This is a genomic window from Leptospira noguchii serovar Panama str. CZ214, from assembly GCF_000306255.2.
GTDB classification, from domain to species: domain Bacteria; phylum Spirochaetota; class Leptospiria; order Leptospirales; family Leptospiraceae; genus Leptospira; species Leptospira noguchii.
In genome coordinates this window covers 82,166-108,782 of the sequence record NZ_AKWY02000019.1, presented here as the reverse complement: position 1 = coordinate 108,782, position 26,617 = coordinate 82,166, and the positions used below count along the sequence as shown (strand labels likewise).

Genomic DNA, 26,617 nt, shown 5'->3' with positions numbered 1-26,617 from the left:
TCCCGCAGCTATATCATATTTTTATAAAACGAATTTTATATTGACCTTTTCAATAATATATTCAAAAAAATAAAATTGGAGCGAAACAAACACGCCTTGAATACAAATTGAGATTAATCTCAAAAATACTTTATCTTTGTTTAAAATGCCGATTTAATCATTCTAAGATAGTTTATAGAGTTGTTGAAAAATTAATTCTCCATTTGTTTCCTGGAAACGGTAATTAAAACAGTTTTGTTAATCGTCGCTATGGAATTTTTCAAAAACTCTATTAAACGTGAACGAATAATCCAGTTTCGCTAATATTAGATAACATGAGTTCAGCGTAAGAAATTCATTTTTCTGAAAAAAGTTAATATTTGAATTTTAATGATCAATTCCTCAAATGTAGAAACTCTTACAAAAAGTAAATGTTTAAAAATTTGTAATGTGATTTAATTTGCAGGAACTACTGCAAATCGCAATTTTACAAACAAATTCTAAAATTAGAGTTGTTGAAAAATGAATCGCCACTTAGTTTTTATTTCCTGGAAACGATCGATTGAAGTAGTTTTATTGATCGTCACTATGAAGTCTTTCAACAACTCTATTGCAGAAAACTCTTCTCATTTTCTTACGTCAAACTCATGTTAGATATGAAATCTTCAATACTCCATTATTTTAACGTGAGTTCGGTATAACGGCGAAAAGGATCCGACGCGAGGAAGTTAGCAGAACGCTCTTTCAAACTCAGTGTCTCACTCTTATGGTCGTTCGAAGAAACTCAGTAAAACGCTTTCCTACGGGTCGCGTTTTAGGTCGTTCGATAGATCGTGTTCTATATTGAAACTAAAGACGATTATTGTATAACTTTTCCCGTATACAATTTATTGATCAGAACTGAGCAGCCTCCTGTGGTAAGTCGGGGTCGTTCAGACTTTCTTAACGTGAATTCGGTCTAAGGAGAGATTAAAAGTTGTAAATTGTCTTTAGATCTCAAATTCAAAGACGGTTTTTTTGGAAAGAATGAAAATGCAACTAAACCACTTAAAAGATTAACGGCCCAATTGCAAAAACTCCGATGTCTAGTATGTTGAATTTGGCAGATATTTTTAAGTTCATCGTTAACCGATTCAATGATAGCTCTTTTTCTTAGAAGAATTTTATCAACCAAGGGCATTAATTTATTTTTCATATTCTTTTTAAGTTTTGTAATGAGTTGAATTCCCTTTTCATAAAGACTTTCAAATAGAGATTGACTGATGTATCCTCTATCTCCGAAAAGTTTATCGTAAATCTGTTTAACAAGTGGGAAAATCACTTTCGAGTTTCTGTCGTCGACGTTTCCAGGAGTGACCATAAATGATAATATTTCACCTTGATCATTTACGATTAAATGTAATTTAAAGCCGTAAAACCAGCCTGTGCTTGATTTCCCTCGTTGTGCAATGTTTTTAAATACTTTATGAGAATGAATTCTTCTGTTGTCGCATACTTTGAGAATTGTAGAATCAATGAACGATATTCCGGAACATTTTCCCATACAAGTGTTGGATAGAAAGGAAGCTATAACAGCTAACACGTTAGGCATCAGTTCAACGAAACGATTGTAACTTACCGCTTTTGGGAATTCGGATTTCAGATTCTTTTTTATTTCTATCAAATAAAAATTTTTAAATTCTCTATAATGAGAAAGATGAAAATAAACTACGATTGTTGCTACCTCACTCAGGCTGAGCTGAAATTTACGATTTCTTTTTCCTGCCACGGGACTCAATATTTTCCCGTTCCAATTTATTTTTTGTTGTGTACAATAATCGTCTATTGCACAAAATATTGATGTCAGATCCATATTGAACTCCTTTTTGCTGAAAGTTTGGTTCAATATGGATCTGGCGCTTTTGAGTACAAGATCTTTCTCTTTTTTCCCACCTTACGCCGAACTCACGTTATTTTAGGGAAATTTTTACATCCCGAATTCACATTTATTTAACGTGAGTTCGGCATAACAAATGCGAAAGCGATTGTAGCGGAAATTCCGAAGGAATTGGAGCGAAAAGCGCGGTCGTGAGCCATTTTAACTATAAAATTTGCGAGCGATTCGCCCCAATTTTCTTACGTCGAATTCACATTTATTTAAAGTAAAATTTAAGAATCGTATCTGCATAAGCAGTCCCCATTAAATCATATCCAACCGGATTTGGATGAACTGGGTCCGTTTGTGAATATAAAGAAACGGACTTTTCTTTTTCTAAAAAAACCGATTCCATATCCGTGGTCGGATATCTGGAATTTAGGCTTTTTAAATAGGAATTGATCTGAAAAATATTCTCTCGATAACCTGGATTGATCGTAGGCGGTAAAATTGTCACTAAGATTATAGCATTACTACGAGCTTGAATAGAGCTAAGAAGAGTTTCGTAGTTTTCGGGAAACTGATTGACCGAACCCGGAATTGCATCGTTTGTCCCTAATTCTAAGATCAATAAATCTTGACGTTCTGTTAAAACGGATCCAATCATACGAGTACAGTCTGGAACATCCATTCCCGAAACCGAATAATCCGTGACGGTAAATCTAAATCCCAATTTTTGTCTCAGACCAAATCCATCTGATCTCTGAGACAAAGAATCCCCTATAATTCCTACTTTCAAAAGAGGACCGACCAAAGGTAATAAAGAAGAAAGCCCATGTTGTTCGCCTTCTTTTCCTACACAAGAAATCAATAATAAAAATAGAATATTATGAAATTTAAATATTATATTACGCAGATAAGATTTCATTTTTTCTTCCGAAGATAAATTTCCGCCTGAGCGCGCACTAGTTTTCTGGTTGTAGAAGGTGAAACCGATACACTTCTCTTATAAAAAGAAGATGCATTTTCTTTCAGATAGTTTTCGACACCTTCGTTTCGTTTAGTACCTTCGCTAAAAACAAAAGTGTCAATAGTATCCAAAGTATTCACAAACATTTCTGAAGGAACCGGTAGTTCTCCCGGAATGAATTCTAAAATTTTTTGATTTGGATATTTTTCTTTTAAGTAAAAATACGGGTCAGGTATCGCTTGAAGATAAACTTTTTTAGAATATTTTAATTCTGCGGCGATTTCTTGTGAAAACTTTTTTCCCAGATCAAATTCAGGATTGATAAAACCGACTTTTCTATACGCTAAAAACAATACAATTAGATTACAAAATAATAATCCTGAGCCTGTATAAATTACCCTCTTTCGATCAGATTCTTCCAAAAGTATTCCGCCTAACGCAGAAAGTGGAAGAGTAAGATACATCACGTAATAAAATTCCGTTGCTAAAAATAAGAACACAACCGTTCCTAAAATCCAAACCAATAGAAATAAAAATTGTTCCTTTTTTTCGTTGAGCAACCTTTGATTGATTCCGATTCCCACCAAAAGAAAAATATAAAATAATATTCTGACTCCCGGATTTTCATATCCTCCGATTAGAATTTTGATCTTAGTCAAAATTGAAAAAACGGAGAAAAGTTCCTTCTTTCTGCCAAACTGCAATCCAAATTGAAATAGAAACAAATCCCAATGAGGTAATAACCAAACGATCCAAATTGAGATCGGAATTATTCCTCCGATCCAAAATAAAATAGAGGATAATGATTTCCTTCTCCAAAGAAGATACAAGGACGGAATTCCAAACACTGAACCAAATGGATGAGATAAAAAGGAAAGCCCTAAAAAAATTCCGGAGAACAAAGATTCTATTGTTCCAACAGGTTTTGGAATTTCATCCAAGGCGGTTCGGGCTATACAAAATAAACTTGTTAACGCAAAGAACAAACAAAGAATTTCCATCCTTGCCATTGTCCCTACTCTCAAAAATAAAAGATCCGTAACAAGTAACAAACAGGAAAACAAAGCGGACAAAGAAGAGAATCCGATTCTTAATAAAATCCCACAAAAAACAAAAACACAAAACGCTGCAACTACAAGCGTATACATTCTAAGTCCTACAATTCCTGGAAACACATACTTCATCCAAAGACCGCCTGAAAAAAAATACAGCGGAGGCATCCACAAAGTTGTTTTTTCCATTCCAGGAATCAATCCTTCCAAAACCTGAGTTCGAAAAGTACCAAACTCTGCAAAATCTTGAGAAGGAGAAAAAAATAATACCTCATCCGGCCAAACAGGAGGGAACTCAAGTCGATTGTTATAGGAAGTCCATAGGAAAAAAAAGATCAAAATAGCCAGAATGAACCAAGTGGTTGTCTTGGCAGGAAGAAAACGGGACATAAAACCCAAGGGATAATCCGGGGAAAACCCGGATTTTAGGCAAGCGAATCGAGAGCGGAACTTTCTGTTTCGTAAACTTCAAACAGATCCAGCAATTCGACTACATCAAATACTTTTTTTACAGGAGGAGTGATACAACAAAGTTTCAATTTTCTTCCCTGCTTTTCCAATTCTCTTACCATACCTACAAAGATACGAATCCCAGAAGATGAAATGTAAGAAATATTTTCCAGGTTGATTAAAATATCACCCTGCCCAGATTGAACATCATCCAGTAACTTCGCTTCTACTTCGTCTGAATGTCCAATATCCAGCCTGCCGTTGAGTGCTACCAGAGTATGTTTACCGATCTTTTTCGTCTTGATTTCCAAAGATGGCTTCCTTTTGGAGTATTAGGACTAACTTAAGTTTTCGAAACGCGTTTACAACTCATTTTTAAGTTTCAAGATCCAGAATTTCATCTAAAGAAAATTTTTTTACTGGTCTCAACTTCGATTTTTTCCCGATCAACTGGTAAACAGCTCGTCTTGTTTTTAGTCCAAGAAAATCCGCAATAAATTGAATCGAATATCCTTTGGAACTCAATTGAACTGCAATCGTTTCTCGAATTTTAGAACAACTCGCTTGAATCCCAGTTTTACGCTTTAGTTTTTCGAAAAATTTTTGTATCGTTTTAGGATGTAACTTACCTTTCCTTCCAGGAAATAAATACTCTTCCGGTTTTTTATGTCGAACCGTTCCGTAAAAATCCCCGAGTAAAAAAGGAGAAATCTTTAGATGTCTATCCTTTCCTCCCCGAACTCCTCGAATCATCAGTAATTTATTTTCCAAGTCAACGTCTCCACAACGCAGGGAAATCAGTTCTTCTGGTTTTAGTCCAAACATGATCAGAGATCGTATCCTAACAAAATGATCGGATTTATCTCTACTCGCATTTATCAAACTTCTAATTTCAAGATCGGTGAGTATAGTTTTTAATTTTTCTTTTTCTAAACTCTCTTTCTTAAGATTCATAATTCAGAACCTTCCTTTTTTAAATTCATTTTTTGCCACTTACGTAAAAATAGTGACAACCAAAATTACTTTTTTTGACTACATTAAGAAAATATTTTTAACTATATAACAAATTTAATGAATATTCAAAAAACATTAAATATTCTGTTATAGAATATTTAATGGAATTGTTAAAAATTAATTCGTCACTTAGTTTCTGTTTTATGGGAACGGTCGATTGAAGCAGTTTCGTTAATAGACACTATAGAATTTTTTAATAACTCTAATGTTAAAAAAGTATTTTAGATTTTCTTTTTATAATAAATTTATGATTCTTTTCAAAAAGTTCCTTTTGAGACGACTTCTATGCGGAGTTTTTTAATTTTCATCTTGGTCGAAAACGACAGTTTTGATATAAAAATTCATTGGATTTCATAGAGTTCCTTTGAATGCAGTAGTTCCCGCATTTATAGGGACATAAAACAAAGATTATACGAAACACAGTATTTGTTTTAAAATCATAAAAGAATCCGAAATCATTTTTTTGGAAACTGTGAGAGTTCCCACAAAATAATTACTCTGACGGCCTATAACTATATTCATTTTTATGATTGGAGTTCCTACATTTTCAAAACTTCTCTGTAAAACCCAGATTTACAAGAGAGTTCCCACGGATTACGTCGTATTAAGTCAAATACCTCGAACTTAGAACCAAAGCAAAGTGTAAAAATCCCCTTAAGCAGAACACTTCTAAATATTACTCAGGAGTGAGTTTTCACAAATTATGTCGATCTGGTATTTCACCGATTTTGTATAATCAGAGAAACAAAACACCTATCCAAAAAGTTTAATTAACATGAGTTCAACGTAAGGAATTTATTTTTCTGTGAAAAAAGTTGGATTTAGATTTTATGGATCAATTCCTGCAATGTGGGAACTCATACAAAAATAAATGTTTAAAAATTTGTAATGTGACTTAATTTGTGGGAACTACCGCAAATTGCGATTTTACGAACAAATTCTAAAATTGCAGAAACTCACATTTTTGGAAAACCATTTCTCATTTTCTCAACGAACTCACGTTAATTACTACTCGGACTAACACCAAAATTAACTGTCGATTTTACCAAAAATATATGTAACTCAAAATTGTTAGCTTTTTTGAAGTAAGTCTTACATTCTAAGTTTTGAAACAAATTCAAACATAATATTATTTTTATCATCCGAGTAATAAATTATAGTAATCAAAAATACTACAAATCAACCTTTCCAATATAGAATAACTGTACCGTCATATATTAGAGTTGTTAAAAAATGAATCGCCTTCTGTTTCATGGAAACAGTCCATTAAAGAAGTTTTGTTAATTTGAATTATGGAATTTTCAACAACTCTATTATTGATCCAATAAAAAATTTGTTCCAAAACCTAAAAGATTACGAAGTTTGCTAACGGAAAAACTCTGAAAAGTTATCAACGGCCGGATGGGACGGTTTCTGTGGGAACTTCCAATATTTCATTAGAAATTCCTAAAGTATTATCATTTATACTCTTTATATAACTCTCAGTAGCCATAGAAAAACTAAACAAAATAATTCATTCACCAAGAAAGATTGGATCTAAAAAAGGCAGTAGGATTTTTTTGAAAAAACATCCTATGTCTTCCGAAATCTGTATTTATTGCGGAACCAATCGAATCATCTGGAATCAAAAAGGAAAAATCGGTTGTATTCATTGTCTCAAATTATTTCGAAAAGAATACCAAACTCACATAAGACAAAAAGACTTTATGATTTCTTCTCAATTTTTGCAAGGCCAAGAATTTGAGAGTTTTCTTAAATTTGAATCTCTTTCCGAATCAGAAAAAATTCTCGAACTGGATAAAAATTTTTCTCCATTTACCTACAGATTAAGAATTGGTCGAAATCTTTCCGGCAGAATTTATCCAATTGTCTCTGGAGTTCCAACCCAAATTCTCAAAGAATTTTTAACCCAACACGTAGATCCCAGTTTTCTGAAAACCAAAGAATTACCTCAGAGAATTCCTTGGGGGGAAGGAAATTTCTTTTTCGGAGATGAAGAACATATTCGTTGGGAAATTCTAACTTCTACCGTTTCCGAACTATTCCGACAAATTGAAAATTCTCCTTTAGAAAAATTAGAAAATCAAAACGATTTTGATTATGATCCTGAATTAGGTTATGTCACGTCCTGTCCTACGAACGCAGGTACTGGAATCAAAATCAGTTTTAAACTCTCTACAAAGTCTTGGGAAAATCGAAAAAATTCTTCTTTTAAAATACCTGGTTTTTTAGAATTTTATCTCGAAAATTCATCCGAATTTGCCATTTTTTATCTGAAAAATTTTGCTCTTTCTCAAAAAAATTCCTTTTTAAATTTAGTTTATTATTTAGCCTTACAAGTGGAACCGGCCTAAGCCCGGAATTTAAACTAACTTCCGCTTCTTTTTTGAAAACGTTCCGATACTTAAATTAAAATCAATGATCTAGTTCCCATAGGTGGGAATTTCAAAGCGAATTCAGTCTAATCATTAAAAATCAAATATAAAGGCGCTGATATGCTGGAATTTACAAAAAGAGCTAAAAGAGTCATCAACGAGATTGCTCAGGATGAGGCGAAGCGTCTTGGTAGTGACTACATTGGACCAGAGCACATTCTGCTTGGTCTTCTGAAAGAAGAAGATTCGGTCGCTATCAAAATCCTGAACAACCTCAACATTAACCTCAATGAATTGCGTAAAGAGGTAGAAAGAAGAACACGAGAAGCTTCCGGAGCCCTACTCATGGACGTAGCTGGTGGCCAGGATCGTTATCAAAAAATCATCGAACTTTCCAAAGAAGAAGCCAAACGTCTCAAACACAACTACGTGGGAACTGAACACATCCTTCTTGCATTGCTGAGAGATAATAACAACATTGCAGGTGGAGCTCTTTATTCTTTTAGCGTAAATTATAATGTTATAAAAAGCGAAATTTTGCGTTTGTTAGGGGCTCCTCCCACAAGTTCCGTAGGCGTAAGTTCCACCACACAATCAGGGCCCCAACCTCGTCAGGAAAAAACTAAAACTCCTATCCTGGACGAATTTGCTCGAGATCTAACTCAACTTGCAAGAGACAAAAAGTTAGATCCGGTTGTAGGAAGAGCTATTGAAATCCAAAGAGTGATTCAGATTCTTTCTAGAAAAACAAAGAACAACCCCGTTCTCGTAGGAGAATCCGGAGTGGGTAAAACGGCAATCGTAGAAGGTTTGGCTCTTGCGATCGTTGACAAAAGTGTTCCCGATCTTTTATTCGAAAAAAGAGTTCTTTCTTTAGATCTTGCGTCTTTGATCGCTGGGACCAAATACAGAGGAGAATTTGAAGAACGTCTGAAAAAGATCATGAAAGAAATTACTTCTTCCACGAATATTATCATTTTTATCGACGAGCTTCATACTTTAATTGGAGCGGGTGCTGCGGAAGGTGCAGTTGACGCAGCCAATATTCTCAAACCCGCTTTAGCAAGAGGGGAATTACAATGTATCGGAGCGACAACAAGCGCTGAATATAGAAAATACATCGAAAAAGATTCCGCGTTAGAAAGAAGATTCCAAGTCGTAAAAGTAGCGGAACCTTCCGTAGACGATGCGATTCAAATTTTACAAGGACTTAAAAAAGCTTACGAAACTCATCATAAGGTGAGATATTCCGACAAAGCTTTAGAACAATCCGTAAAACTTTCTCACAGATATATCAACGATCGTTATTTACCTGACAAGGCGATTGATATTATCGATGAAGCAGGAGCTAAAGCACGTTTGGCAAACTGTGCTCGTCCACAAACGATCAAGGATCTGGAAGAAGAAATCAAATCTCTCGCGACTAAAAAAGAAGAATTGGTTCGTGCTCAAGAATACGAAAAAGCCGCCGGAGTTCGAGACGAAGTGAATCGTAAAAAGCAAGCTATGGAAGAAAAACTCCGTTCTTGGCAAGAGAAGATGGAAGATTTTGCGGTTAACATCGAAGAAGACGATATTCTTTCCGTAATTTCTTTATGGACCGGTATTCCTTTGGAAAAAATGGAAGAATCCGAATCCGATAAACTTCTCAGATTGGAAGATGAACTTAAAAAACGAGTCGTTGGCCAAACCGAAGCGATCGAAAAAATTGCGAAAGCGGTACGTCGTGCTAGAACTGGTTTTAAAAGCGAAAGACGTCCTACTGGATCTTTTATTTTCTTAGGACCTACTGGGGTCGGTAAAACTGAGCTCGCAAAAGCTCTCGCAAACTTCCTATTTGGTAACGACGATGCTATGCTTCGTGTGGATATGTCCGAATACATGGAACCTCACGCGGTAAGTCGTTTGATCGGAGCCCCTCCCGGTTATGTAGGTTATGACGATGGAGGTCAATTGACCGAGTTCGTTAGAAAAAGACCTTACTCCATCATTCTTTTGGATGAGATTGAAAAAGCGCACCACGACATTTTCAACATTCTACTCCAAATTATGGAAGAAGGAAACTTAACCGATACAAAAGGACGAAAAGTCAATTTCAGAGATACGATCATCATCATGACTTCCAACATAGGTGCAAAAGAAATTCAAGCCGGAGGAAGACTTGGATTTGAAGATCGTAAAGACGAAGCGTTGAAATACAAGTCTGATCAAACTAGAGATCAGTTGAAAAAATATTTCAACCCAGAGTTCTTAAATCGTGTCGACGAAGTCATTTACTTTGGATCTCTTACCAAAGAAAATATCATGTCCATCATAGATATTATGGTAATCGATACGAACAAAAGGCTTCGTGAAAAAACGATTCAAGTTTCCATTACTCAAGCAGCAAAAGACCATATCATGGACATTGGCTACGACGAAAAATTTGGAGCAAGACCTCTTCGTAGAGTTTTCCAAAGAGAACTAGAAGACCACATGGCGGTCCAAACTCTCAAAGGCGCTTATAAGGAACCTACAAAAATCGAAATCGATTTTAAAGAAGGAAAACTTGAATTTCTAGAATCTCCGTGGACTGACTATAAACCGGTTGATCCTAAAACGGGAGGGAACGACAATTCTTCCGGCAATCCTGAAAGGTCGGAAGAAATTGCCTTAGTTTAAGGATGCCTATACTCATCCCTGTATTGATTCTGATTTCCTATCTTCTAATTCGGAAGATTTGGTTTCATCTTAGGAAAATTAGAACCATTGCAGGGATCGAGAAAATTTCTCTCTGTGTTTTTTATCCTGATTTATTTCTTCCCGAAGTACGAGTCTTTTATAAGTATTACTTTCAAGGCGGGGTTTATTACGGCTCCGGATATATGCTTTTGACTGATTTTATCGGTCAGGAAGAATATTCCATCTATCGAAATGCGGATGGTCTTCCCGTTCTTGAAACGGAGGATCAAGTCGTTCTTTCGGAAGAACAGATTGAGCATTTTCTAATGCAAAAGTATCCGAGTATCATTGTTTATATTGATCCTGTGGAACCGTTTCATTCTCTCATTGATTGTATTAATGCGAAATCCATGAGTATGACCGCCTAAAAATTTTAGAAGAGTACCAGAATGTCGATTTGCAAGTTTCGATTTTTACAACACACCCTAACCTTAACTCCGTTCCAGAATAGGACAAACTTTTTATCAATGATATTAAAGTGTGAAAGTCGCTTCCATAATCGCGTGCCTCGATTTTCATTTTTACTACTAAAATCTATAAAACGATTCATTGGAAACAAAACGTCTGGTATCTTTCGTTCCTTTTGGAATCCATTTTTATTTCTTTTATTGAGCTTACTGATTTCAACCCACTCTTCGCTTCTTATTGCTCAAACAAACGAAGACTATTCTATCGCACTCAAAGAATTCGAAGCCAAGAACTACGAGAAATCTCTCGAAATCATTCGTGTTCTGCATGAACAAGGCAAACGTTCTTACGAAACACACTACCTCGCAGGACATTGTCATTTTGCTTTGGGAAGAACTAAGTCCGCAGGTTCACATTGGTCCGAGGCTCTTTCAGTGAAACCGGGAGATCCGGCGGTCAGTTTAGATTATTCCAGATTTCTTTTAAATAACGGAAGAGAAGACGACGGTCTATTAGTAATCGCTCGCGCGTATGAACTCAATCCGAGAAATAAAGACATTCGTCTTCTTTTTGGAACGGCTCTTCTTTATAATGGCAAAGCAAGAGACGCTTTGAACATCACCGAAAAATTAAAAGCCGAGGATTCCAACGACTATCGCCCTTTGGTTTTAGAAGGTCAGATTTATTATTATCTCGGAAATATAGAAAAAGCAGAAGTCAGTTTGAAATGGGCCAACTCTCTTGTTCCGAATAACGCAAACGTGTTGAACAATCTCGCTTTGGTTTACGAAAAGGCCTCCAATCAAGAAAATAAAAAAGGCAAATACGGAAACGCAAAGAATTTTTTGAATTCCGCAAAAGAACAGATCGAATCTGCCTTAAAACTAGAGCCGGAAAATTCTCATTTTAAAGATAATTTAAGAAGAATCGAAGCCAAACTCAATGCGCTCTCCAATAGCTGAACAAACCGTTTTATTCAATACGCTTGGATGTCGTCTTAATTTTTTCGAGTCGGACGGCTTGTTCGCTTCTCTTTCTAAACACGGTTATCGTTCCGCAAAATCGGAAGAACATCCCGAAATAGTAATCATCAATACGTGTACGGTAACTAACAAAGCAGATTCTAAAAATCGAAATACAATTCGAAACGCGATTAAAAAATTCCCAGGTTCTCAGATTTGGGTTACTGGCTGTTATGCGGAAACGGACAAGGAATCCATCGAAGCAATTCCAGGTATAGCTGGTGTTATAGGAAATACGGAAAAGTCCAAACTTCCGGCGATGATTTTGGAAAAAAAAGGTCTGATCGATTCGGAAGAATTGATCCGTGTTTCTTATGATCGTTTTTCTTATTCTGACGTTTTACCAAACGGTCATACACGCGCTTATCTAAAAATCCAAGATGGCTGTAATCGTAAATGTTCTTATTGTAAAATTCCTCAAGCTCGTGGACTAGGAGTCAGCCGCAATTATCAAGACGTTTTAGATCAGGTTCGTTTTCTACAGGATAACGGCGTTGGTGAAATTGTTTTGACCGGTGTTAATCTTGGTTGGTATAGAGATTCCGAAAACAAAAAGGCGTTCAATAAAATTCTTGGAGAAATATTAAGTATTTTAGAATATTCAAGAATTCGAATTTCTTCCATTGAACCTCCAGACGTCGGAAAAGAACTCGCGGATTTAATGGCCCATCCTCGTTTTACTCCGTTTCTGCACATTCCGTTACAAAGTGGAAGCACGGAAATCCTCAAGCGTATGAAACGTACTTATACCCCAGAAACTTTTCGCAAACGTGTGGAAATTGCCAAAGAAAAAATTCCAAATTTGTTTTTAGGAACGGACGTAATTGTAGGTTTTCCTGGTGAGACCAAAGAAATGTTCTTAGATTCTGTAACAATGATTCAAGATCTAGGATTCGCCAAAATTCACGCATTTCCATTTTCCGTAAGAAAAAACACGTTAGCCGAAACGTTTTCAGATTCGGTAAGTAAGGAAATCAAAAAGGAAAGAGTTCAAACCTTAAATACTCTTTCGAAAAAACTTCATAAAAATTATTCTTTGTCAATGATCGGCCAAGTAAGGGAAGCGATTTTAGAACAAGGCGGCGTTGCTGTAACCGATAATTATCTCAAAGTAAAACTAGAAGAAGCCGAACTACGAAATCTCAAAGTAGGTCAGTTTTTAAACGTGGAACTTTTAGAATACGAAAGCGAGCCGGATAAAGAGGGAATGTTTTTCGGACGTGTGTTTCGTTAGATCGGAATATTTACTATAAGAACCTGTCCTCATCATTTTTAACACTGCAAGCCCTCACTAAGTGATGAGGGATATAACCTTACAGCTTGATCTTTTTGAAAAGTAAAATAAGGTTCTGGAACGCGCCGTAAATTAGTATAACTCTTATTTTATTGCGTTCAATTTCCAAAAGACTTTTTATCTACGAGAACATGGCTAAATCTCATCCTATTACAATAACTCTTAGTCTTTTTTTGATTTTTGCCTCTGTGTTTTTATGGATAGCGCGATATTGGAAAGAAAACGATTGGAATGATCCATTTTCAATCTATTTTCAGAACTTGGGTATTCTTGTGTTGTTCTGGTTGAGCGTCGTAGTTTCGATTTTCATACCGATTTTAATTGCCATAAGAAATCGTATGAATTTTCCAAAGTTTACGTTGCAAGTCTTTATCATTGTAGCCGCGATTTTGCCCTGGACTGAGATGTATTGGGGATCGACGTTTTATTACGGAGAAATACGAGATAAATCCGGGCTTCCATTGAACACGATTTTTTTTGGTCCTATTGGTAGTGGATTTACTTTGTTCGCTTTATTTACGGAAGGTTTTTGGAAGGAGAAAGCGTTGCGTTTGAAGTTTATATTTTTTATTTTCGTCGTCATTTTCGAATTTTTGCTTTGGTTTATACTACGTCATCCTTGGAATATGATTCAGTCTTAAAATAACGTGAGTTCCACGTAATAAAATCTTGGCGAAGTGAAACTCAATACAATAACTTCTTTATAGTTTTACTTTTTGAATATTCAAAAATATGTTTAATCGTAAAATAAAATCTATTGAGGTTAAATGAAACTTTCTGACTTTAAGCTAATTCTAGAAAATGAAGCTAAGTTTAAAGATTTAGTCCAAATATCTAAAATTAAGGGATTTGTTATTTGATTTAACAGGTTCCTCAAATTTGGAACATTTTAATCGGAGACATGGGAATCGTCGGTCCAAGACCTCTCACACAATTTGACATAGATCGTTTAAATTGGAACGGAAAATTTCATGAAATGCGTTGGTCCATTCCTCCAGGTATCACAGGGCTTTCGCAGTTGTATTCCGGTATGGGAGCACGTATTTCTTTTTGTTTCGATCGTTTTTACTTAAAATCAAAAAACCTGGGTCTTGACGTTCTTATTGTTCTAGCAACTTTTGTTATGAATTTATTTGGTAAGAATAAAATCCGAGAAAAATTCAAATCAAAACTTAAAACTAGAAAAAACAAAGTTCAATGGAAACATTGGAGAAATCATTTTAAAAGAAACAAAAATCGCGCTTTGCCAAAAATCGACTTCGAAATTTTAGAACTTAGTACCAATGAAATGCGATCAATAGCCTACTCCCTCGCCATATTTCAGTTAGGTGAATCTGGAGAAGGTAAAATCGCAAAAGAAATAGATAAAACAATTCTTTTTGGAATTGACGATTTTTATAGAGAAGCATTAAAACTTTTTGTAAAAGAAGAAGGCAGGCACGCCAGGATTTTAGGAGAATGTATTCGAGCACTCAAAGGAGAATTGATTAAATCCAACTGGACAGAAAAGTTATTTCATCTTGGTAGAAGGTTGCTCGGAATTCGTTTGAAGTTAATGGTTCTTCTTGCCGCAGAAGTTGTAGGAATCTGTTTTTATAAAAAACTTTCTGAAAAAATTCCGAACGGATTTATAAAATCTGCTTTGCTTGAAATTGTAAAAGACGAAGAAAAACATCTTAAATTTCACGGTAATTTTTTTAGAATTCAAGTCAGAAACATTTTTACAAAATTAGTTTTTAAATTGTTATGGAGATTTGTCGCGTTTGCGGCTTGTATTACTGTAATCTTGGATCATAGTAATACATTTCGTATATTAGGAATTTCTAATTGGAAAACTTTTCTGAAATTTCAAGAGATCGCAAAATCAACTGAAGAATTTATCATTGAGGGTCTGAATTGGAAACTGAACCAGACCTTTCGTTCATAAAAATAATTATAAAAAAGGCATCTTTCTAAAACTTAGAAAAATAGAGACAAAATGAATAACGATATAATAGAGTTGTTGAAAAATTAATTCTTAATCAGTTTATCTTTGATGGGAGCGGTCAATTGAAGCAATTTTGTTAAACTGAACTATAGAATTTTTCAACAACTTTAATCAATATGTAACGAAAAAAATTATTTGTTTGATTTAGTATTCGTTATCAATGGACAAAGATCCGTTAGTAATATTAAACCATATAATTCTTTGGGAGGAATTTTTTCTACTTTTGAAAAATATTTGCAAAATAAAAGATGTGGGTATAAACTGCTCTGTGTTTAAGAAAATTATAATATTCAAATTATTGGTCTATAGATTTATTTTTAAGAACCCGAGCTAAACTTAAGGTAAGTTACACTTTTAAATCTAAGACTAAGAGCCGGTCTCAAAACTGTTTGTAGAGAGAAAGGGTAATAATATCAATGTGAAATGGACAAATATTATTCAGAGATACCGGATGCACTTTGGAAACAAATAGCCCCATTAATCCCGAAAGAAAATGTAAATCCGAAAGGAGGTCGCAATCGAGTACCAACACGAGTAGTAATGTCAGGTATCATCTATCGAATGAAAACAGGCTGTCAGTGGCGTGCCATTCCGAATGAGTTTGGATCAGGCCAAACTTGTCACAGAAGATTTCAAGAATGGGAACGAGCAGGAGTATTCAAAAAGATTTATAAATCTATTTTAAAATATTATGATGTAAAGAATCAAATAGCATGGGACTGGGCTTCGATGGATTCGGCAATGGTTAAAGCTCCCAAAGGGGGAGCTTAACTGGGAAAAACCCTACAGACCGTGCCAAATTAGGTGTTAAACGGCATATTCTTACAGATGGAAATGGAATTCCTTTGGCAATTACATTGACTGGAGCTAACGTTCATGACAAACACGGTGTAAAAGATACGTTGAATTCAATCCTAATATTTTCCGGAAAAAGAAGAAAGAAGCCAAAACATATTTGTTTAGATAAAGGTTATGATTTCAAAGATATAGAAGTTTTAATCAAAAGAAGAAACATTCAATCTCATATTCGGAAAAAAGGTGAACAGCCTCTCATCGGTAAATATAAAGGAAAACCTAGACGTTGGGTCGTTGAAAGAACTAACAGTTGGCACAATCGATTCAGGGCTATCCTAATTCGTTGGGAAAGAAAATCTGAAAATTATCTTGCATCTCTTTATCTCGCAAGCTCTATCATTGCTTTTAACTTTTTTGATAGGTAGTTTTGAGACCGGCTCTTAGGTTAATTTAATTCTTTTAAAACGAATTTCTTATTTAAAAGATTATTTCATAAAGGTGCCCAAAATTTTTTAAATCGTATCAAAAAAACTTGTTTACGTTTTTTGGAATCATTTGCATATGTATTATCCAAAAATTAAAGAGGTATTATAAATACAAGTTTTGACGTTTCTTAAAAAACATTAGACAAGGAATTCGGCTTGGTTTTGATCTTCAATCCACTCGTTTGTCTCGGAACTAGTCAATAGAGGGGTCGTTACAAATCTGAATTCTGTTTCCGACCGGATTCTCAGCGAAGGAATCAACTTCTTCACTCCGATGATGGTATAGAACGAATCAAAAAATGGAACAGTAAATATCCCGATACGTATTTGGGCAGTGGGCTCAATACTCTCTTTCAATTAAAATAATTCAACTAAGATCCCGGCAACTCCCCGCCCGGTATTGTTAAGCGACTTTGTATTATTAAGACCAAATGAATTCTTCCTTCCTTTGAGGTATGTATGAAAGATCATAAAATGAAGATAATCATCGTTTTGATCGTATTTTTTCTTTTTATGATGATAATGTTGCGTTTTTTACATTTCATCCCATCTTGGAAGAATTTTTTCACATGGATTAACCATTCTCTATTCATAATCAATATTATTTTATTCTCATATATTGTATTTCAAGTTGGAAAGGTTTTTTGGAAATTATCCAAGTTGGTAACGATTTGTTTGATAATTCCTTTGACTATGTTGGGCCTTTTTTATTTTTCTTTCATTTTCATTTTAAACGAATTGGGAGAAGCCGAAGATCCCAGATGTAACATAGATAAAATCACCGAGTATCCAATCGGGAAATATCCTAAAACGTTATTCGTCATTCGCCGTAGTTGTACTGCGGACGTAGATCTTAGAATTCGAGAAAGTTGGCTTCCGGTTTGGGAAAGCGTAAATTTTGTCGAAAGCAATAGGGAACATTCTCAAATTATCGAAATATCCGATCAATACGGAAACCATTTTGGTTATGACCCTATTCAAAATAATTTTTGGCACATTTTAAAATGAGTCTAATTAAAAATGGATCCTTCTAAAAATTCCAATTTAATTAACGCGAAAGAAATCATCGATACGAGAAAACTCAGCGTCTCGCTTCTATTGAAACTAAAAACGATGTGTTGTATAACGTTTCCTATATGTAATTTATTGACCAAAACAAAACCCGGCTGCCTACCCGTGACAAGCCTGATTCGCCCAGATTTTCTTACGTTGAACTCACATTAATTATTATACTCTATAATAATTAATGTGATAGAATTTATGTTAGAAAAGTTATTTTTATATATTCGATTTTTATTTAATAGAGTTGTTGAAAAATTCCATAGTTCAACTGAATAAACTGCTTCAATCAACCGTTTCCATGAGATAGAAAACAATTGGAGAATTAATTTTTCAACAACTCTAATGATTAACAAGCTATCTTTAAAAATATATTAGAATCATCGGATCGGCATTTTAAGCAAAAATGAAGTATTTTTGAGATGGCTTTTAGTCGTAAAATAGCGATTTTACGATAAAATCTTAAAGTGTTATATTTGTATTTGGATCTTATAGAAGTTCCCTAAAATTTAAAGTTACAAATTTGTTCTTAAGATCGTATAAATTCTTCCGTCGTGTCTTCTTCCTCTCTAAGATCATAAAAACTATATTCGAAATTTTTTCCAGCTACAACTTCGAGACCATATACGTGTTCCGAAATTCTTACGTTTTTAACTATATCTAAATGATAAAGTTCGGCTAAGAATTTCATTTTGTCTAAAGAAATCTTATCGTTGATTTTCGGTCCGATCGAATATTCATTTTTCATCCAATCTAATACGATCAACTTACCTCCTTTCTTTATGGAACGTATCAGTCCATCCATTGCAAGACCTGGGTCGGGAAACGTGGATAATACCAAAGACGCAAATACTGCATCGGGTGCTGGTATCCATTCTGGTAATAGAGGATGGTCCGATTTTTCGATAAAGAACGGCGTAAAATTTGAAATCTCTTCTCTATTTTTCCAATGAAGCACTTCATCAAGTAAGTCTTGTTGATACTCTGCCCCCCAAAGCCAAGCATCCTTGGGTAATTGTTTTTTAAGTTCCAAAGTAAAATAACCTAGTCCCATTCCAAAATCGACTAGGTTCATGACTTCTTTTAAATTGAAATGTTTGAATACTATTTCTGGAGGTGTGAGTTCTCTACGTTTACTGGAAATCAGGAAATTCTGATATTCTGGGTTTTCGTAATAATCCAGTTCGCTCATTTTCTTATTGGGATTATGTCTATCTATTCTTTCAGAAATGTCAAATCAGAAATCTTTATTGTGATAGTTCCCACATTTTAACAAAAAAGTCTAGCTTCTTTGATAAAACCTAAAACTAATTTCATTCTCTTCCTACTTTAATTTCTAAGATAGAATCTAACCTACAATAATTCCTTTAATTCACTTACCACTCGGACGTATGAAAATGATACCCAAAGTTAACTGGCAATTTTACCAAAGATACGAAAATTCTCAAAAATTGAGTTTAATCCAGAACTGTCAGCTTTTTTGAAGGAGATCTACATTCTAAATTTTGAAACAAGCTTACTTTTTCAATACATCCGAGTAATAAGTCATTCTCCGATTTGATGTTAAATAACAAGAAACAAATTGCCGATAGTAAGTACCAAAGACGTTGATCCTATGAAAATTGGTACCCGGATATTACTCTTATTTTTTTTGGTGATACTCGTTTCCTTTCCGGGAGCTCAGGACCATACATTCAATCAAAATCAGGTAGAAAACTATAGTATAGCAAATTCCATTCATGCAGAAATTTTAAAAAAGGATGAAAATTCAGTCCGGGTTTTTTGGGACGCCCCAAAAGAAACCGGTGAAATTATAATCGCTCGTTCCTCTTCCATGATTGACACTCCTGAAAAATGTATGGTTGCAGATTCCTTGGGAAAATATCCGAGCGGAATTGCCGGAGGAGTAACTCAGATCTTCGACTACAACCTCAAACCAGGAACTTATTACTACGCGGTCATTTTGGCTCATCGAGTTAAAAATGGTACAGTCAAACTGATTCCAGGGAGAAACTTCACTACAATTCCGGTCGTCATCGAACACGCGTTAACCCCTGCGGAAAACAAAATCCCAGAAATCCCAGACGACGCAAGAGTGATCGATCTGACGGTTAAAAAAGAAGGCAAATATCTTCGATTGAATTGGACTCCCTACGAAAAGGCGATTCCAAACGCGACCGTTTATACGGTCTACCGTTCCGCGGAACCTATGTCTTCCTTATCTTTGATGAGAAAGGCGGAAAAACTCACCGAACTCAGTCATCCCGAATCCACTTTTTTGGATCAAGATTTAAACAAATCCCAGACAATTTACTACGGTGTCAGCGTTCGCTCCGGCGCTAAAGAAGTTTTACCTCTAATCAACGGACAATCTTTTACCCGATATTTTTACATCGGAAACCCAAACAAAAGTGGCTCGGAAAACATTAAGGATCCAGAATATTCAGAAGATGAAATGCGCATAAAAGATCTTACCGCCGAAGTGGAAGATCTGAACGTAAAACTATCTTGGAAGGCTCCCGAAAAAGCGGACGCTAATACGGTTTATACGATCTATCAAGCGTTAAAACCTTTAAGCGGCGGAACCGCTACATTTTTAGGCGGAAACGTGCGTAAACTCGGAGAAATCAATCACCCGGATACCGAAGCACAAATCCGAATGAAATCTTTGGATGCGAAAGTTTATTTTGGAATTACTGTAAAACACAAGGACAAAGAAGGTTTCAACCTTGTGGAAAATGAATCTTTTGTTGCAATTTCTCCAGAGAAGAAATCCAAGGAAGAAAATTCAGAAGAAAGTACGGAAGAGAAGGTTCAGGAAAATCAGGAAGAAGAATCTTCTTCGGGTCAAGAAAAAGAACAGGAAAAAAGTGAAGAGATTTCTAAAGATACAAAACAAGAAGAAGAATTTTCCGGAAATAATGACGAACTAGATAAAATCCTCAGAGAGACCTACTGGAAAAAAGAATATTCCCGCACAATTAGAGATCTGAAGCCATATACAAAAAACGGAAATTCAGTCTACATGAAAGGAAAAGCAAAATTTTTCACTGGACTCTCCTACTACAAAAAAGGGAATTACAAAGAAGCACTTAAGTATTTCATCAATAAAGATAGTAAATTTTACAATACCGAACGCTCTGAGTTTTGGTCGAAGCGTTGTCTGTCTCGGATCTCCGGAGGAAATCCATGAACCGTTCTATTATTTTAATTACAGGATTCTTATTTATCTGCGCCGGCCTTTTAACTGCGGTATATCAAACCACGGTTCAAGATGAAGACTCTAAACGAAAAAACGTTCTGGAAAAAATCAAAGAAGGCGAAGAATACTTAAAACAGACCAATTCAAAAGCTGCGGAAAAAGCCGTGGATATTTTTTCGGAACTTTCTGCGAGAGAAGTCCCAGAAGAACATTCTTTCCGTGTTAAATATGATATGGGAAGAGCGCTTGAAAGAAATCAAGACAGCCTTTTGGCCCTCGGAATCTATAGAGAATTAAATCAGAAAGAAGGTCTTTCCAGAGACGAACGCTCAAGAGTTGCGTATTCTATGGGAAATCTTCTTTTACAACTCAATCGAGACGAAGAAGGAAAAGGTCATTTAGAAGAAGTCCTTAGAATTTCAGCAGATTCTAAACTTCGTTCCAACGCGTTATCTGCCATTGCAGACTATTATATGAAGAAGGGAAATTACGATCTTTCCCGTAAAAACTATGTTCTTGCTCTTCAAGAAGATCCTGAAAATGTAAAGGCCAGAGTTCGTTGGGGTAAATCCTTACGTAGAATGGGTAAGGATTGGTCCGCTTACGACGTCTATGACGACTACGCTCAAGCCGGGTTCTACTTTGATCCTGAAAAAGAAAAAGTAAGTTCCGAGTTTAGAAGTGGTATCTTAGAAAAAGCAAGGCAACTCTACGTTCGTAAACAATACTACGGGGCTATCGATACTTTCAAAAAGGCTCTTGATATGGGTGTCAGTTCGAAAGCAGAAGAACAAGCTTTGTTTTATATTGCAGAAAGTTATGAAGCAATCGGTAAACCCGACTCCGCTCTTCAATACCTTAATCGAGTTTTAGGAAATCAAGACGGTTCCTTAGACCAGACGGCTCTTTTTCGGAAAGGAACAATTTACTTTAAAAACGGTAAGTATGAAAAGGCTGCAGCCTTATTCCAAGAAGCCACGGATAAATATCCGGATTCTCCAATTGGTAGAAAGGCAAGCGCTTGGAAAAAAGAATCCTTGGATCAAGTGGAAGATAACCTTCATTACAAACAGGAAGATAAGGAAAAAAGTAAAGAAGATCTGGAAACCGAAAGATTGGATTGAGATCCGTTTGCCAATAATTTATTTTCTGAAGTTTTTAGAATTTGCCCCAAAGCTAAATCGTATCGTCTAAATAGATCCAAGAATTTATTTAGACAATATAAAGTAACGTGAATTAGTTCTGCGTAAGAAAAGATTTTTTAAAAATATGAGTTCCTACATTTAAGATTTGTTCGTAAAATCGTAATTTGCAGTAGTTCCCACAGATTTTGTCGTATTACAGTAATTTGCTGGTTTTTGAAAAAATTTTTTAGTGATTCAATTTCTAAGGAGTTCCTAAATTTCAGAATTCGTTTATAAAATCGTAATTTGCAGTAGTTCCCACATTTCAAAATTTTACTGTAAAATATAGATTGTGAGAGTTCCTACAAATTTTGTCTCATTCAATAGCATACTACTCAAGCGTATAAAAATAGTACTCAAAATGAATAAGCAATTTTACCAAAGATGCAGAAGTTCTCAAAAATTAATTCGTCTCAGAGTTGTTTAACCTTTGTGGAAAATTCTAATTTTTTAAACAAACGCGAAAGGGATCGATGCGAAGGTAGCCCAGAAGAACACTCTTTCAAACTCGGCAGAACGCTCACTCAAATTCAGCGTCTCGCTTCTATATTAAAACTAAAGAATATTATTATATAAATTTTCCTGCATGCAATTCATTAACCAGAACTGAGAACCCGGTCTGGCCGGCCGTAGCAGCCAGATTCGCCCAATTTTCTTACACCTAATTCAATTTAAATTACTTCACTTTTAATAAATTCTTCATCTTTGAGTTCAATATCGATTCCTAAAACTCCGTAGATCGCAGAAGGAATATCAACGATCGAACGAATTTTTTGTTCCATCTTCGAAGTATATTTTCCATAAAGAACCGTAGGAACCTGATTAAGAGTGTGAACGTCCACACTCAAATTTTCCAAATTTCCGTGATCAGAAGTAACTATTAGTTGATCTTCTTCTGGATTCAATTCTTCTAATATTCCTGCTAAAAAAGATTCCAATTCGCCGATATATTTTTCAGCCGCTTCCCAATTCATTTTATGACCAATTTTATCCGTTAAAAAAAACTCATAAATACAAAGAGTATAATCATCCTCTTTACAATTCCGAACAATGGACTTCCCGGTTAAATACGGATCTCGAATTTGAAACAATTCGTCAGATTCATCTAAATAACCTCTGGAAAATTCTTTCAGATACTCGTGAGTAATGTCCATGTAAAGCCCTTTACCCCGACGAAGATCTTCCATTCCTTTGAGAGGTTTATCACTCGCCATCTGAATCAAAGTAGAAGCAGAAACGTGGCGAGGATTTTTTTTAACGTACTCCGTAAACGCAGGAGTATAACAATTTAAAAGATCAGCTTTAAAGCCGTGTTCTTCTAAAATTCGAATGATCGAATATTTACTGATAATCTTTTTGAGAGTAAACGTAGGAAATCCACTTAGATGTCTTTGAAGCACCTTACAAGCGTTAATCCCTGTCCAAAGAGAAGTCTGACCAGTGGCACTTTGGGGAAGGCCTTTGATTCCCATACTTGCATCCGTCTTTAGAAATACCGTGTTTTTTAAAAAAGAAGTAGCATTTTGCGGGATTGATTTTCCAGCGAGTGGTAAAAAAAACGACTTTGCGTATCTGGAAAAAGGATTTGTTTCCGGATCATCCGGACCAAATCCAATCCCGTCAATAAACATATAGAAGATCATAATTGAAACTTCCTACCTTTTGTAAAAAGACGACCTGAGTTTTAAGACAAGTCGCAGGTTTTCTACTTCTCGGTTGAACCCAAAGAACCGATACTAAGAACAGTGACGTTCGATCTTTACAGAAAAATCGCCTTCGCCTTAACACTGATTCTATTAGGGCTGATTCCTATTTCCATTCCTTTTTTCAATAAAGAATGGAAAGAATCTTCTATGGTGTTTTCTTTAAACCCTGCCGGAAATGAAGGAATTTTAAAACGAGAAAGTTTTTTAAAAGTTTGGTCAGATATTAAAAAGGCCCCTCTTTTTGAAGCAGGCCCCAAAATAGAATACTCGATTCGGAATTTTTCTTTACCCAAACAAGCCAAAGAACTTAGCGAAAGTTTACTTCAAAATTTAGAACTTAGGTCAATCAAGATATACGATTCTTCTTATCGTCTAGTCTATTCCAGCGAAAATACAAAAGAAATTTTTAATAAAGATCTTCGTTTAGGAGATCTGAGAATTTTACCTTCCGGGATCAATTTCGATTCAACTGGAATTCCAATCTATCGAAGTAAAAACGGAGAATGGTTTCTCTGGATGAATGGTTTTACTTTGGGGACACACGTGTCCCTTCCCTTTAACATCAGGGAAAAACAAATCTATTGGATTTTCGAATCCGAAAAAATAGGACAAGATTCTTTAATCGGTTCTAACGATTTAAGATCTCTAAATTATCCGGAAAACCTGGAAGAAATATTAGCAGAATTTAATAAACCGACTATCAGCTGGAAGGAACGCCCGCTTTGGGAAAAAAATAAAATCGGAAATCATACCATTTTTCTTTCTTATGATAGAGGTTCTAGAACCAAACAACTGATCCTGATATTTGGATTTTTGTCTTTCCTACTAGGAACCTGCGGTTTAGGAATCTTATCTTCTACTTTGGTACATTCCATCATAGTGGAAAAAGAATTCGACCATAAAGAAAAAGTTCTCAAAATGAGGGACGTCTTTCTTAGGATCATACAACTTTTAAAAAGGGATTTATCATGACCGGACTCAAGTTAAGAATCGCCATTTTAATTTTATCGGTCCTTTCTTTTTTTTATTATAGATTTGTGCCGTATTTTCCAGACGGAGTATATTATAAAAACAGAATGAATTCTGCTTTTACTAATCTAAACGAAGAACTCCGCCGTCTTGAAATCGGACTAGGACAAATCAATTCAACTTCGGAATTAGAAAATTTACAGTTGGAATTTCCGATTGTTTCCGGTTTAAAATTCGTAACAGAATCCGATCTATCTTCCCGTAAAGATCCGGAAGGAAAATTACTTAAAGAAACTTTAAAAGATGGAACCAGTCGTCTATTTTTCTTAAAACCATCCCTAGTGTTTTGTCTTCCCAATTCTGAAAAGAAGAAATTGATTTTAGCAGAACTCAGAGAAGATCTATTTCGAGTTTCTTTTTCGGGTGTAGAATCTATGCTAATTCCCGATTTAAAATTTGGAGGATATGCAGAACCGGGAAGTTTTAACAAAGGAAGAATCTCTTTCCTATTGATAGAAGAATTGAGTCGATCCGAAAACGCCGTCAATCGGATTGAAATCGGTTCCTCTCCGTTTATCGGATATTATTATGCGACACCCGAAAACTCATATGGATTTTTAAAAGGAATTCTCATCTTAAAACCTGGAAACGACGGACTTTTCTTTTTATTTCTCTCTGGGTTTTTAATCCTACTGTTCTTAATTGACTTCATGATTCGAATCTTAAGAATCAAACGAAATTTTTTTACTCATAAAGAAGGAAAAGAAATCCAAGAAATCATTGCCCAGATTTCTAAAAGAATCGACGCGCTTCAAACCGCTAAACAAAAAGCAATAGAATCGAGCCAAAAAACCGAAGTAGAAGAAATACAAACATTAACTTCCGAAGAAGTAGATTTCGATTTACAAAGTGTTCCGATCCCAATGAAAGAAGTGAAACGGGAAGACGGGCCTTCCATTTTTGTTTTACCTTTCGAATTAAAAAAAGAAGGTTATGTTTCTCCAGCCTTTTTAAGAGACCCTGAAAAATTCAAAGAACCAGAACAAATACCGCCAGAAATAGAAAAGAAACGTTCCGAAATTTTTACTCCCGAACTACAAAACTTAATATCCAAGGTAAACGAACCTATTCGCGAAAAACCGAATATACCAATCGCCAAACAGGAAATCAAATCAGAACAGATTTCTACAGATCGTACGGAATTAGGCCCTGGTTATATGAAATGGTTAAATACTCTTCCAATCCGAGAACGAAGAAAAATATTGGAAGTATTAGACGAACTTCGTTACGGATTAGAATCAGAATATTCATTTATTCTAAAATACTATATATCCGTATTTTTAGATCTAAGACTTTCGGGGTTTGCAATCCATTACTACGACAGAAGAAACGGAAGTTATAATCCATTTGTAACCCACGGACTTAGAGAACGTACTTCTGGAAACATGATTTTTTTATACGATGATCAATACATAGGAAAAGAATCCGGAACGTATTCTATTATAGAAATTACGGACGAGAGGAAAATGGATCGTTTTTTCAGAAAAAAGTTTGATCCAATCGATCTTGAAACTTGCAATTCAATCCTTACAATTCCATTGTCCAATTTTGGAATTCCATTTCGATTTTTTCTATTTTTTAAAGATCCATTGACAAAAGAAAACGCTCAGGAAATAGAAAACTTGATCTTTCATTCTTTGGAACCGGTAATTCCAGCGTTTGAGGAATACGATCGAAAAATTTTAGGAGAACTATTCAGAGATAAACGAGACGTAGTTTCTTCCAGAATTCATTTAATGAGAATCGCCACGGACGGAGAAAGGGGACTTGCTAGATCCTTTAAAATTGAATTTCATGGAAAAGATTTTAAAACACTCGAATCACTTCGGAAAAAAACGATGTCCCAAATTTCTGAAATTATTGGCCCAGAAGATATATGTTTCGGAATTGGAATCGGTGCTTTTGGTTTACATACTAGAAAAAATTTAGAAAAACAAATTCGTTCTTTAATAGATCAAACTGGAAACTCCTACGATTTTATAGAAGACATTTATCCAGAAAACGGAAAGAACCTATTTATATATCTCTAA

The 26,617-nt window shown here is 35.2% G+C and carries 19 protein-coding genes and 3 pseudogenes; 14 read left to right on the top strand and 8 right to left on the bottom strand.

Annotation, left to right across the window (positions count from 1 at the left end; translation table 11 throughout):
• Positions 1-937 precede the first annotated feature (937 nt).
• The 5 genes from LEP1GSC059_RS08030 to LEP1GSC059_RS08010 all read right to left on the bottom strand — a co-directional run bounded on the left by LEP1GSC059_RS08030 (position 938) and on the right by LEP1GSC059_RS08010 (position 5,260).
• On the bottom strand, positions 938-1,831 hold the full coding sequence (locus tag LEP1GSC059_RS08030; RefSeq protein ID WP_017213873.1) for an IS982 family transposase: 894 nt from the start codon (positions 1,829-1,831) through the stop codon (positions 938-940).
• 280 nt (positions 1,832-2,111) lie between these two features.
• Positions 2,112-2,762 (bottom strand): SGNH/GDSL hydrolase family protein, encoded by a 651-nt coding sequence (locus tag LEP1GSC059_RS08025; protein ID WP_002179726.1) that lies wholly within the window; start codon positions 2,760-2,762, stop codon positions 2,112-2,114.
• Positions 2,759-4,255 (bottom strand): ArnT family glycosyltransferase, encoded by a 1,497-nt coding sequence (locus LEP1GSC059_RS08020; protein ID WP_020980554.1) that lies wholly within the window; start codon positions 4,253-4,255, stop codon positions 2,759-2,761. The genes LEP1GSC059_RS08025 and LEP1GSC059_RS08020 overlap by 4 nt, the downstream gene beginning before the upstream one ends.
• Positions 4,256-4,281: 26 nt before the next feature.
• The gene (locus tag LEP1GSC059_RS08015; protein WP_000404111.1) at positions 4,282-4,617 is read right to left on the bottom strand and encodes an STAS domain-containing protein; all 336 of its coding nucleotides are present in this window, start codon (positions 4,615-4,617) and stop codon (positions 4,282-4,284) included.
• A 64-nt stretch (positions 4,618-4,681) separates the two neighbouring features.
• Positions 4,682-5,260, bottom strand: a complete 579-nt coding sequence (locus LEP1GSC059_RS08010; protein WP_017213871.1) for a tyrosine-type recombinase/integrase — start codon at positions 5,258-5,260, stop codon at positions 4,682-4,684.
• Between the two features lie 1,634 nt (positions 5,261-6,894).
• Between LEP1GSC059_RS08010 and LEP1GSC059_RS08005 the strand changes: the two genes are divergently transcribed.
• The 10 genes and pseudogenes from LEP1GSC059_RS08005 (at position 6,895) to LEP1GSC059_RS07960 (ending at position 17,415) form a co-directional block, all read left to right on the top strand.
• Positions 6,895-7,674: an ATP--guanido phosphotransferase gene (locus LEP1GSC059_RS08005; protein ID WP_017213870.1), complete on the top strand. Its 780-nt coding sequence runs from the start codon at positions 6,895-6,897 to the stop codon at positions 7,672-7,674.
• A 141-nt stretch (positions 7,675-7,815) separates the two neighbouring features.
• Positions 7,816-10,356 (top strand): ATP-dependent Clp protease ATP-binding subunit, encoded by a 2,541-nt coding sequence (locus LEP1GSC059_RS08000; RefSeq protein ID WP_002179771.1) that lies wholly within the window; start codon positions 7,816-7,818, stop codon positions 10,354-10,356.
• Positions 10,357-10,358: 2 nt separating this feature from the next.
• Positions 10,359-10,784, top strand: coding sequence for a hypothetical protein (locus LEP1GSC059_RS07995; RefSeq protein WP_002179877.1), 426 nt, complete (start codon positions 10,359-10,361; stop codon positions 10,782-10,784).
• Positions 10,785-10,883: 99 nt separating this feature from the next.
• Positions 10,884-11,786 carry a tetratricopeptide repeat protein gene (locus LEP1GSC059_RS07990; protein WP_081099864.1) on the top strand — a complete coding sequence of 301 codons (903 nt, stop codon included), beginning with the start codon at positions 10,884-10,886 and terminating at the stop codon, positions 11,784-11,786.
• Positions 11,767-13,080 (top strand): tRNA (N(6)-L-threonylcarbamoyladenosine(37)-C(2))-methylthiotransferase MtaB, encoded by a 1,314-nt coding sequence (gene mtaB, locus LEP1GSC059_RS07985; protein WP_017213868.1) that lies wholly within the window; start codon positions 11,767-11,769, stop codon positions 13,078-13,080. Before LEP1GSC059_RS07990 ends, mtaB begins: the two co-directional genes overlap by 20 nt.
• Positions 13,081-13,232: 152 nt before the next feature.
• Positions 13,233-13,781: a hypothetical protein gene (locus LEP1GSC059_RS07980; protein WP_036057320.1), complete on the top strand. Its 549-nt coding sequence runs from the start codon at positions 13,233-13,235 to the stop codon at positions 13,779-13,781.
• Between the two features lie 224 nt (positions 13,782-14,005).
• Positions 14,006-15,067: pseudogene (locus tag LEP1GSC059_RS07975) on the top strand (sugar transferase); the annotation flags it as partial.
• A gap of 504 nt (positions 15,068-15,571) precedes the next feature.
• Positions 15,572-16,347, top strand: a protein-coding gene (locus tag LEP1GSC059_RS22930; protein ID WP_238323706.1) for an IS5 family transposase whose coding sequence is annotated in 2 segments (ribosomal slippage) — positions 15,572-15,896 and positions 15,896-16,347 — 777 coding nt in all. Because the reading frame shifts where the segments join, the coding sequence is not laid out codon by codon here.
• Between the two features lie 342 nt (positions 16,348-16,689).
• Positions 16,690-16,773, top strand: a pseudogene (locus tag LEP1GSC059_RS24855) (prohibitin family protein); the annotation flags it as partial.
• 93 nt (positions 16,774-16,866) lie between these two features.
• Positions 16,867-17,415 (top strand): hypothetical protein, encoded by a 549-nt coding sequence (locus tag LEP1GSC059_RS07960; protein ID WP_020980564.1) that lies wholly within the window; start codon positions 16,867-16,869, stop codon positions 17,413-17,415.
• 314 nt (positions 17,416-17,729) lie between these two features.
• On the opposite strand, the pseudogene LEP1GSC059_RS24140 reads toward LEP1GSC059_RS07960, so the two are convergent.
• Both LEP1GSC059_RS24140 and LEP1GSC059_RS07955 read right to left on the bottom strand, forming a co-directional pair.
• Positions 17,730-17,810, bottom strand: a pseudogene (locus tag LEP1GSC059_RS24140) (transposase); the annotation flags it as partial.
• Positions 17,811-17,995: 185 nt separating this feature from the next.
• The gene (locus LEP1GSC059_RS07955; protein ID WP_002179926.1) at positions 17,996-18,658 is read right to left on the bottom strand and encodes a class I SAM-dependent methyltransferase; all 663 of its coding nucleotides are present in this window, start codon (positions 18,656-18,658) and stop codon (positions 17,996-17,998) included.
• 423 nt (positions 18,659-19,081) lie between these two features.
• Between LEP1GSC059_RS07955 and LEP1GSC059_RS07950 the strand changes: the two genes are divergently transcribed.
• Both LEP1GSC059_RS07950 and LEP1GSC059_RS07945 read left to right on the top strand, forming a co-directional pair.
• Positions 19,082-20,659 (top strand): fibronectin type III domain-containing protein, encoded by a 1,578-nt coding sequence (locus LEP1GSC059_RS07950; RefSeq protein WP_051196102.1) that lies wholly within the window; start codon positions 19,082-19,084, stop codon positions 20,657-20,659.
• Positions 20,656-21,792 (top strand): tetratricopeptide repeat protein, encoded by a 1,137-nt coding sequence (locus LEP1GSC059_RS07945; protein ID WP_002179858.1) that lies wholly within the window; start codon positions 20,656-20,658, stop codon positions 21,790-21,792. The genes LEP1GSC059_RS07950 and LEP1GSC059_RS07945 overlap by 4 nt, the downstream gene beginning before the upstream one ends.
• A gap of 731 nt (positions 21,793-22,523) precedes the next feature.
• Here the strand turns inward: LEP1GSC059_RS07945 and LEP1GSC059_RS07940 are convergent.
• A complete protein-coding gene (locus tag LEP1GSC059_RS07940; RefSeq protein ID WP_020980613.1) occupies positions 22,524-23,495 on the bottom strand; it encodes a metalloenzyme domain protein in 972 nt (323 codons plus the stop codon).
• A 102-nt stretch (positions 23,496-23,597) separates the two neighbouring features.
• Here LEP1GSC059_RS07940 and LEP1GSC059_RS07935 point away from each other — a divergent pair, with 102 nt between their 5' ends.
• Together LEP1GSC059_RS07935 and LEP1GSC059_RS07930 are read left to right on the top strand one after the other, a co-directional pair.
• Positions 23,598-24,530, top strand: coding sequence for a hypothetical protein (locus LEP1GSC059_RS07935; RefSeq protein WP_004419712.1), 933 nt, complete (start codon positions 23,598-23,600; stop codon positions 24,528-24,530).
• On the top strand, positions 24,527-26,617 hold the full coding sequence (locus LEP1GSC059_RS07930) for a hypothetical protein (RefSeq protein ID WP_020980606.1): 2,091 nt from the start codon (positions 24,527-24,529) through the stop codon (positions 26,615-26,617). Before LEP1GSC059_RS07935 ends, LEP1GSC059_RS07930 begins: the two co-directional genes overlap by 4 nt.

Bases quoted from the DNA above. Each gene is read 5' to 3' on its own strand.
- LEP1GSC059_RS08030 (WP_017213873.1), bottom strand. From the start codon at position 1,831: ATGGATCTGACATCAATATTTTGTGCAATAGACGATTATTGTACACAA.
- LEP1GSC059_RS08025 (WP_002179726.1), bottom strand. From the start codon at position 2,762: ATGAAATCTTATCTGCGTAATATAATATTTAAATTTCATAATATTCTA.
- LEP1GSC059_RS08010 (WP_017213871.1), bottom strand. From the start codon at position 5,260: ATGAATCTTAAGAAAGAGAGTTTAGAAAAAGAAAAATTAAAAACTATA.
- LEP1GSC059_RS08005 (WP_017213870.1), top strand. From the start codon at position 6,895: ATGTCTTCCGAAATCTGTATTTATTGCGGAACCAATCGAATCATCTGG.
- LEP1GSC059_RS08000 (WP_002179771.1), top strand. From the start codon at position 7,816: ATGCTGGAATTTACAAAAAGAGCTAAAAGAGTCATCAACGAGATTGCT.
- LEP1GSC059_RS07995 (WP_002179877.1), top strand. From the start codon at position 10,359: ATGCCTATACTCATCCCTGTATTGATTCTGATTTCCTATCTTCTAATT.
- LEP1GSC059_RS07990 (WP_081099864.1), top strand. From the start codon at position 10,884: ATGATATTAAAGTGTGAAAGTCGCTTCCATAATCGCGTGCCTCGATTT.
- mtaB (WP_017213868.1), top strand. From the start codon at position 11,767: ATGCGCTCTCCAATAGCTGAACAAACCGTTTTATTCAATACGCTTGGA.
- LEP1GSC059_RS07960 (WP_020980564.1), top strand. From the start codon at position 16,867: ATGAAAGATCATAAAATGAAGATAATCATCGTTTTGATCGTATTTTTT.
- LEP1GSC059_RS07955 (WP_002179926.1), bottom strand. From the start codon at position 18,658: ATGAGCGAACTGGATTATTACGAAAACCCAGAATATCAGAATTTCCTG.
- LEP1GSC059_RS07950 (WP_051196102.1), top strand. From the start codon at position 19,082: ATGAAAATTGGTACCCGGATATTACTCTTATTTTTTTTGGTGATACTC.
- LEP1GSC059_RS07945 (WP_002179858.1), top strand. From the start codon at position 20,656: ATGAACCGTTCTATTATTTTAATTACAGGATTCTTATTTATCTGCGCC.
- LEP1GSC059_RS07940 (WP_020980613.1), bottom strand. From the start codon at position 23,495: ATGATCTTCTATATGTTTATTGACGGGATTGGATTTGGTCCGGATGAT.
- LEP1GSC059_RS07930 (WP_020980606.1), top strand. From the start codon at position 24,527: ATGACCGGACTCAAGTTAAGAATCGCCATTTTAATTTTATCGGTCCTT.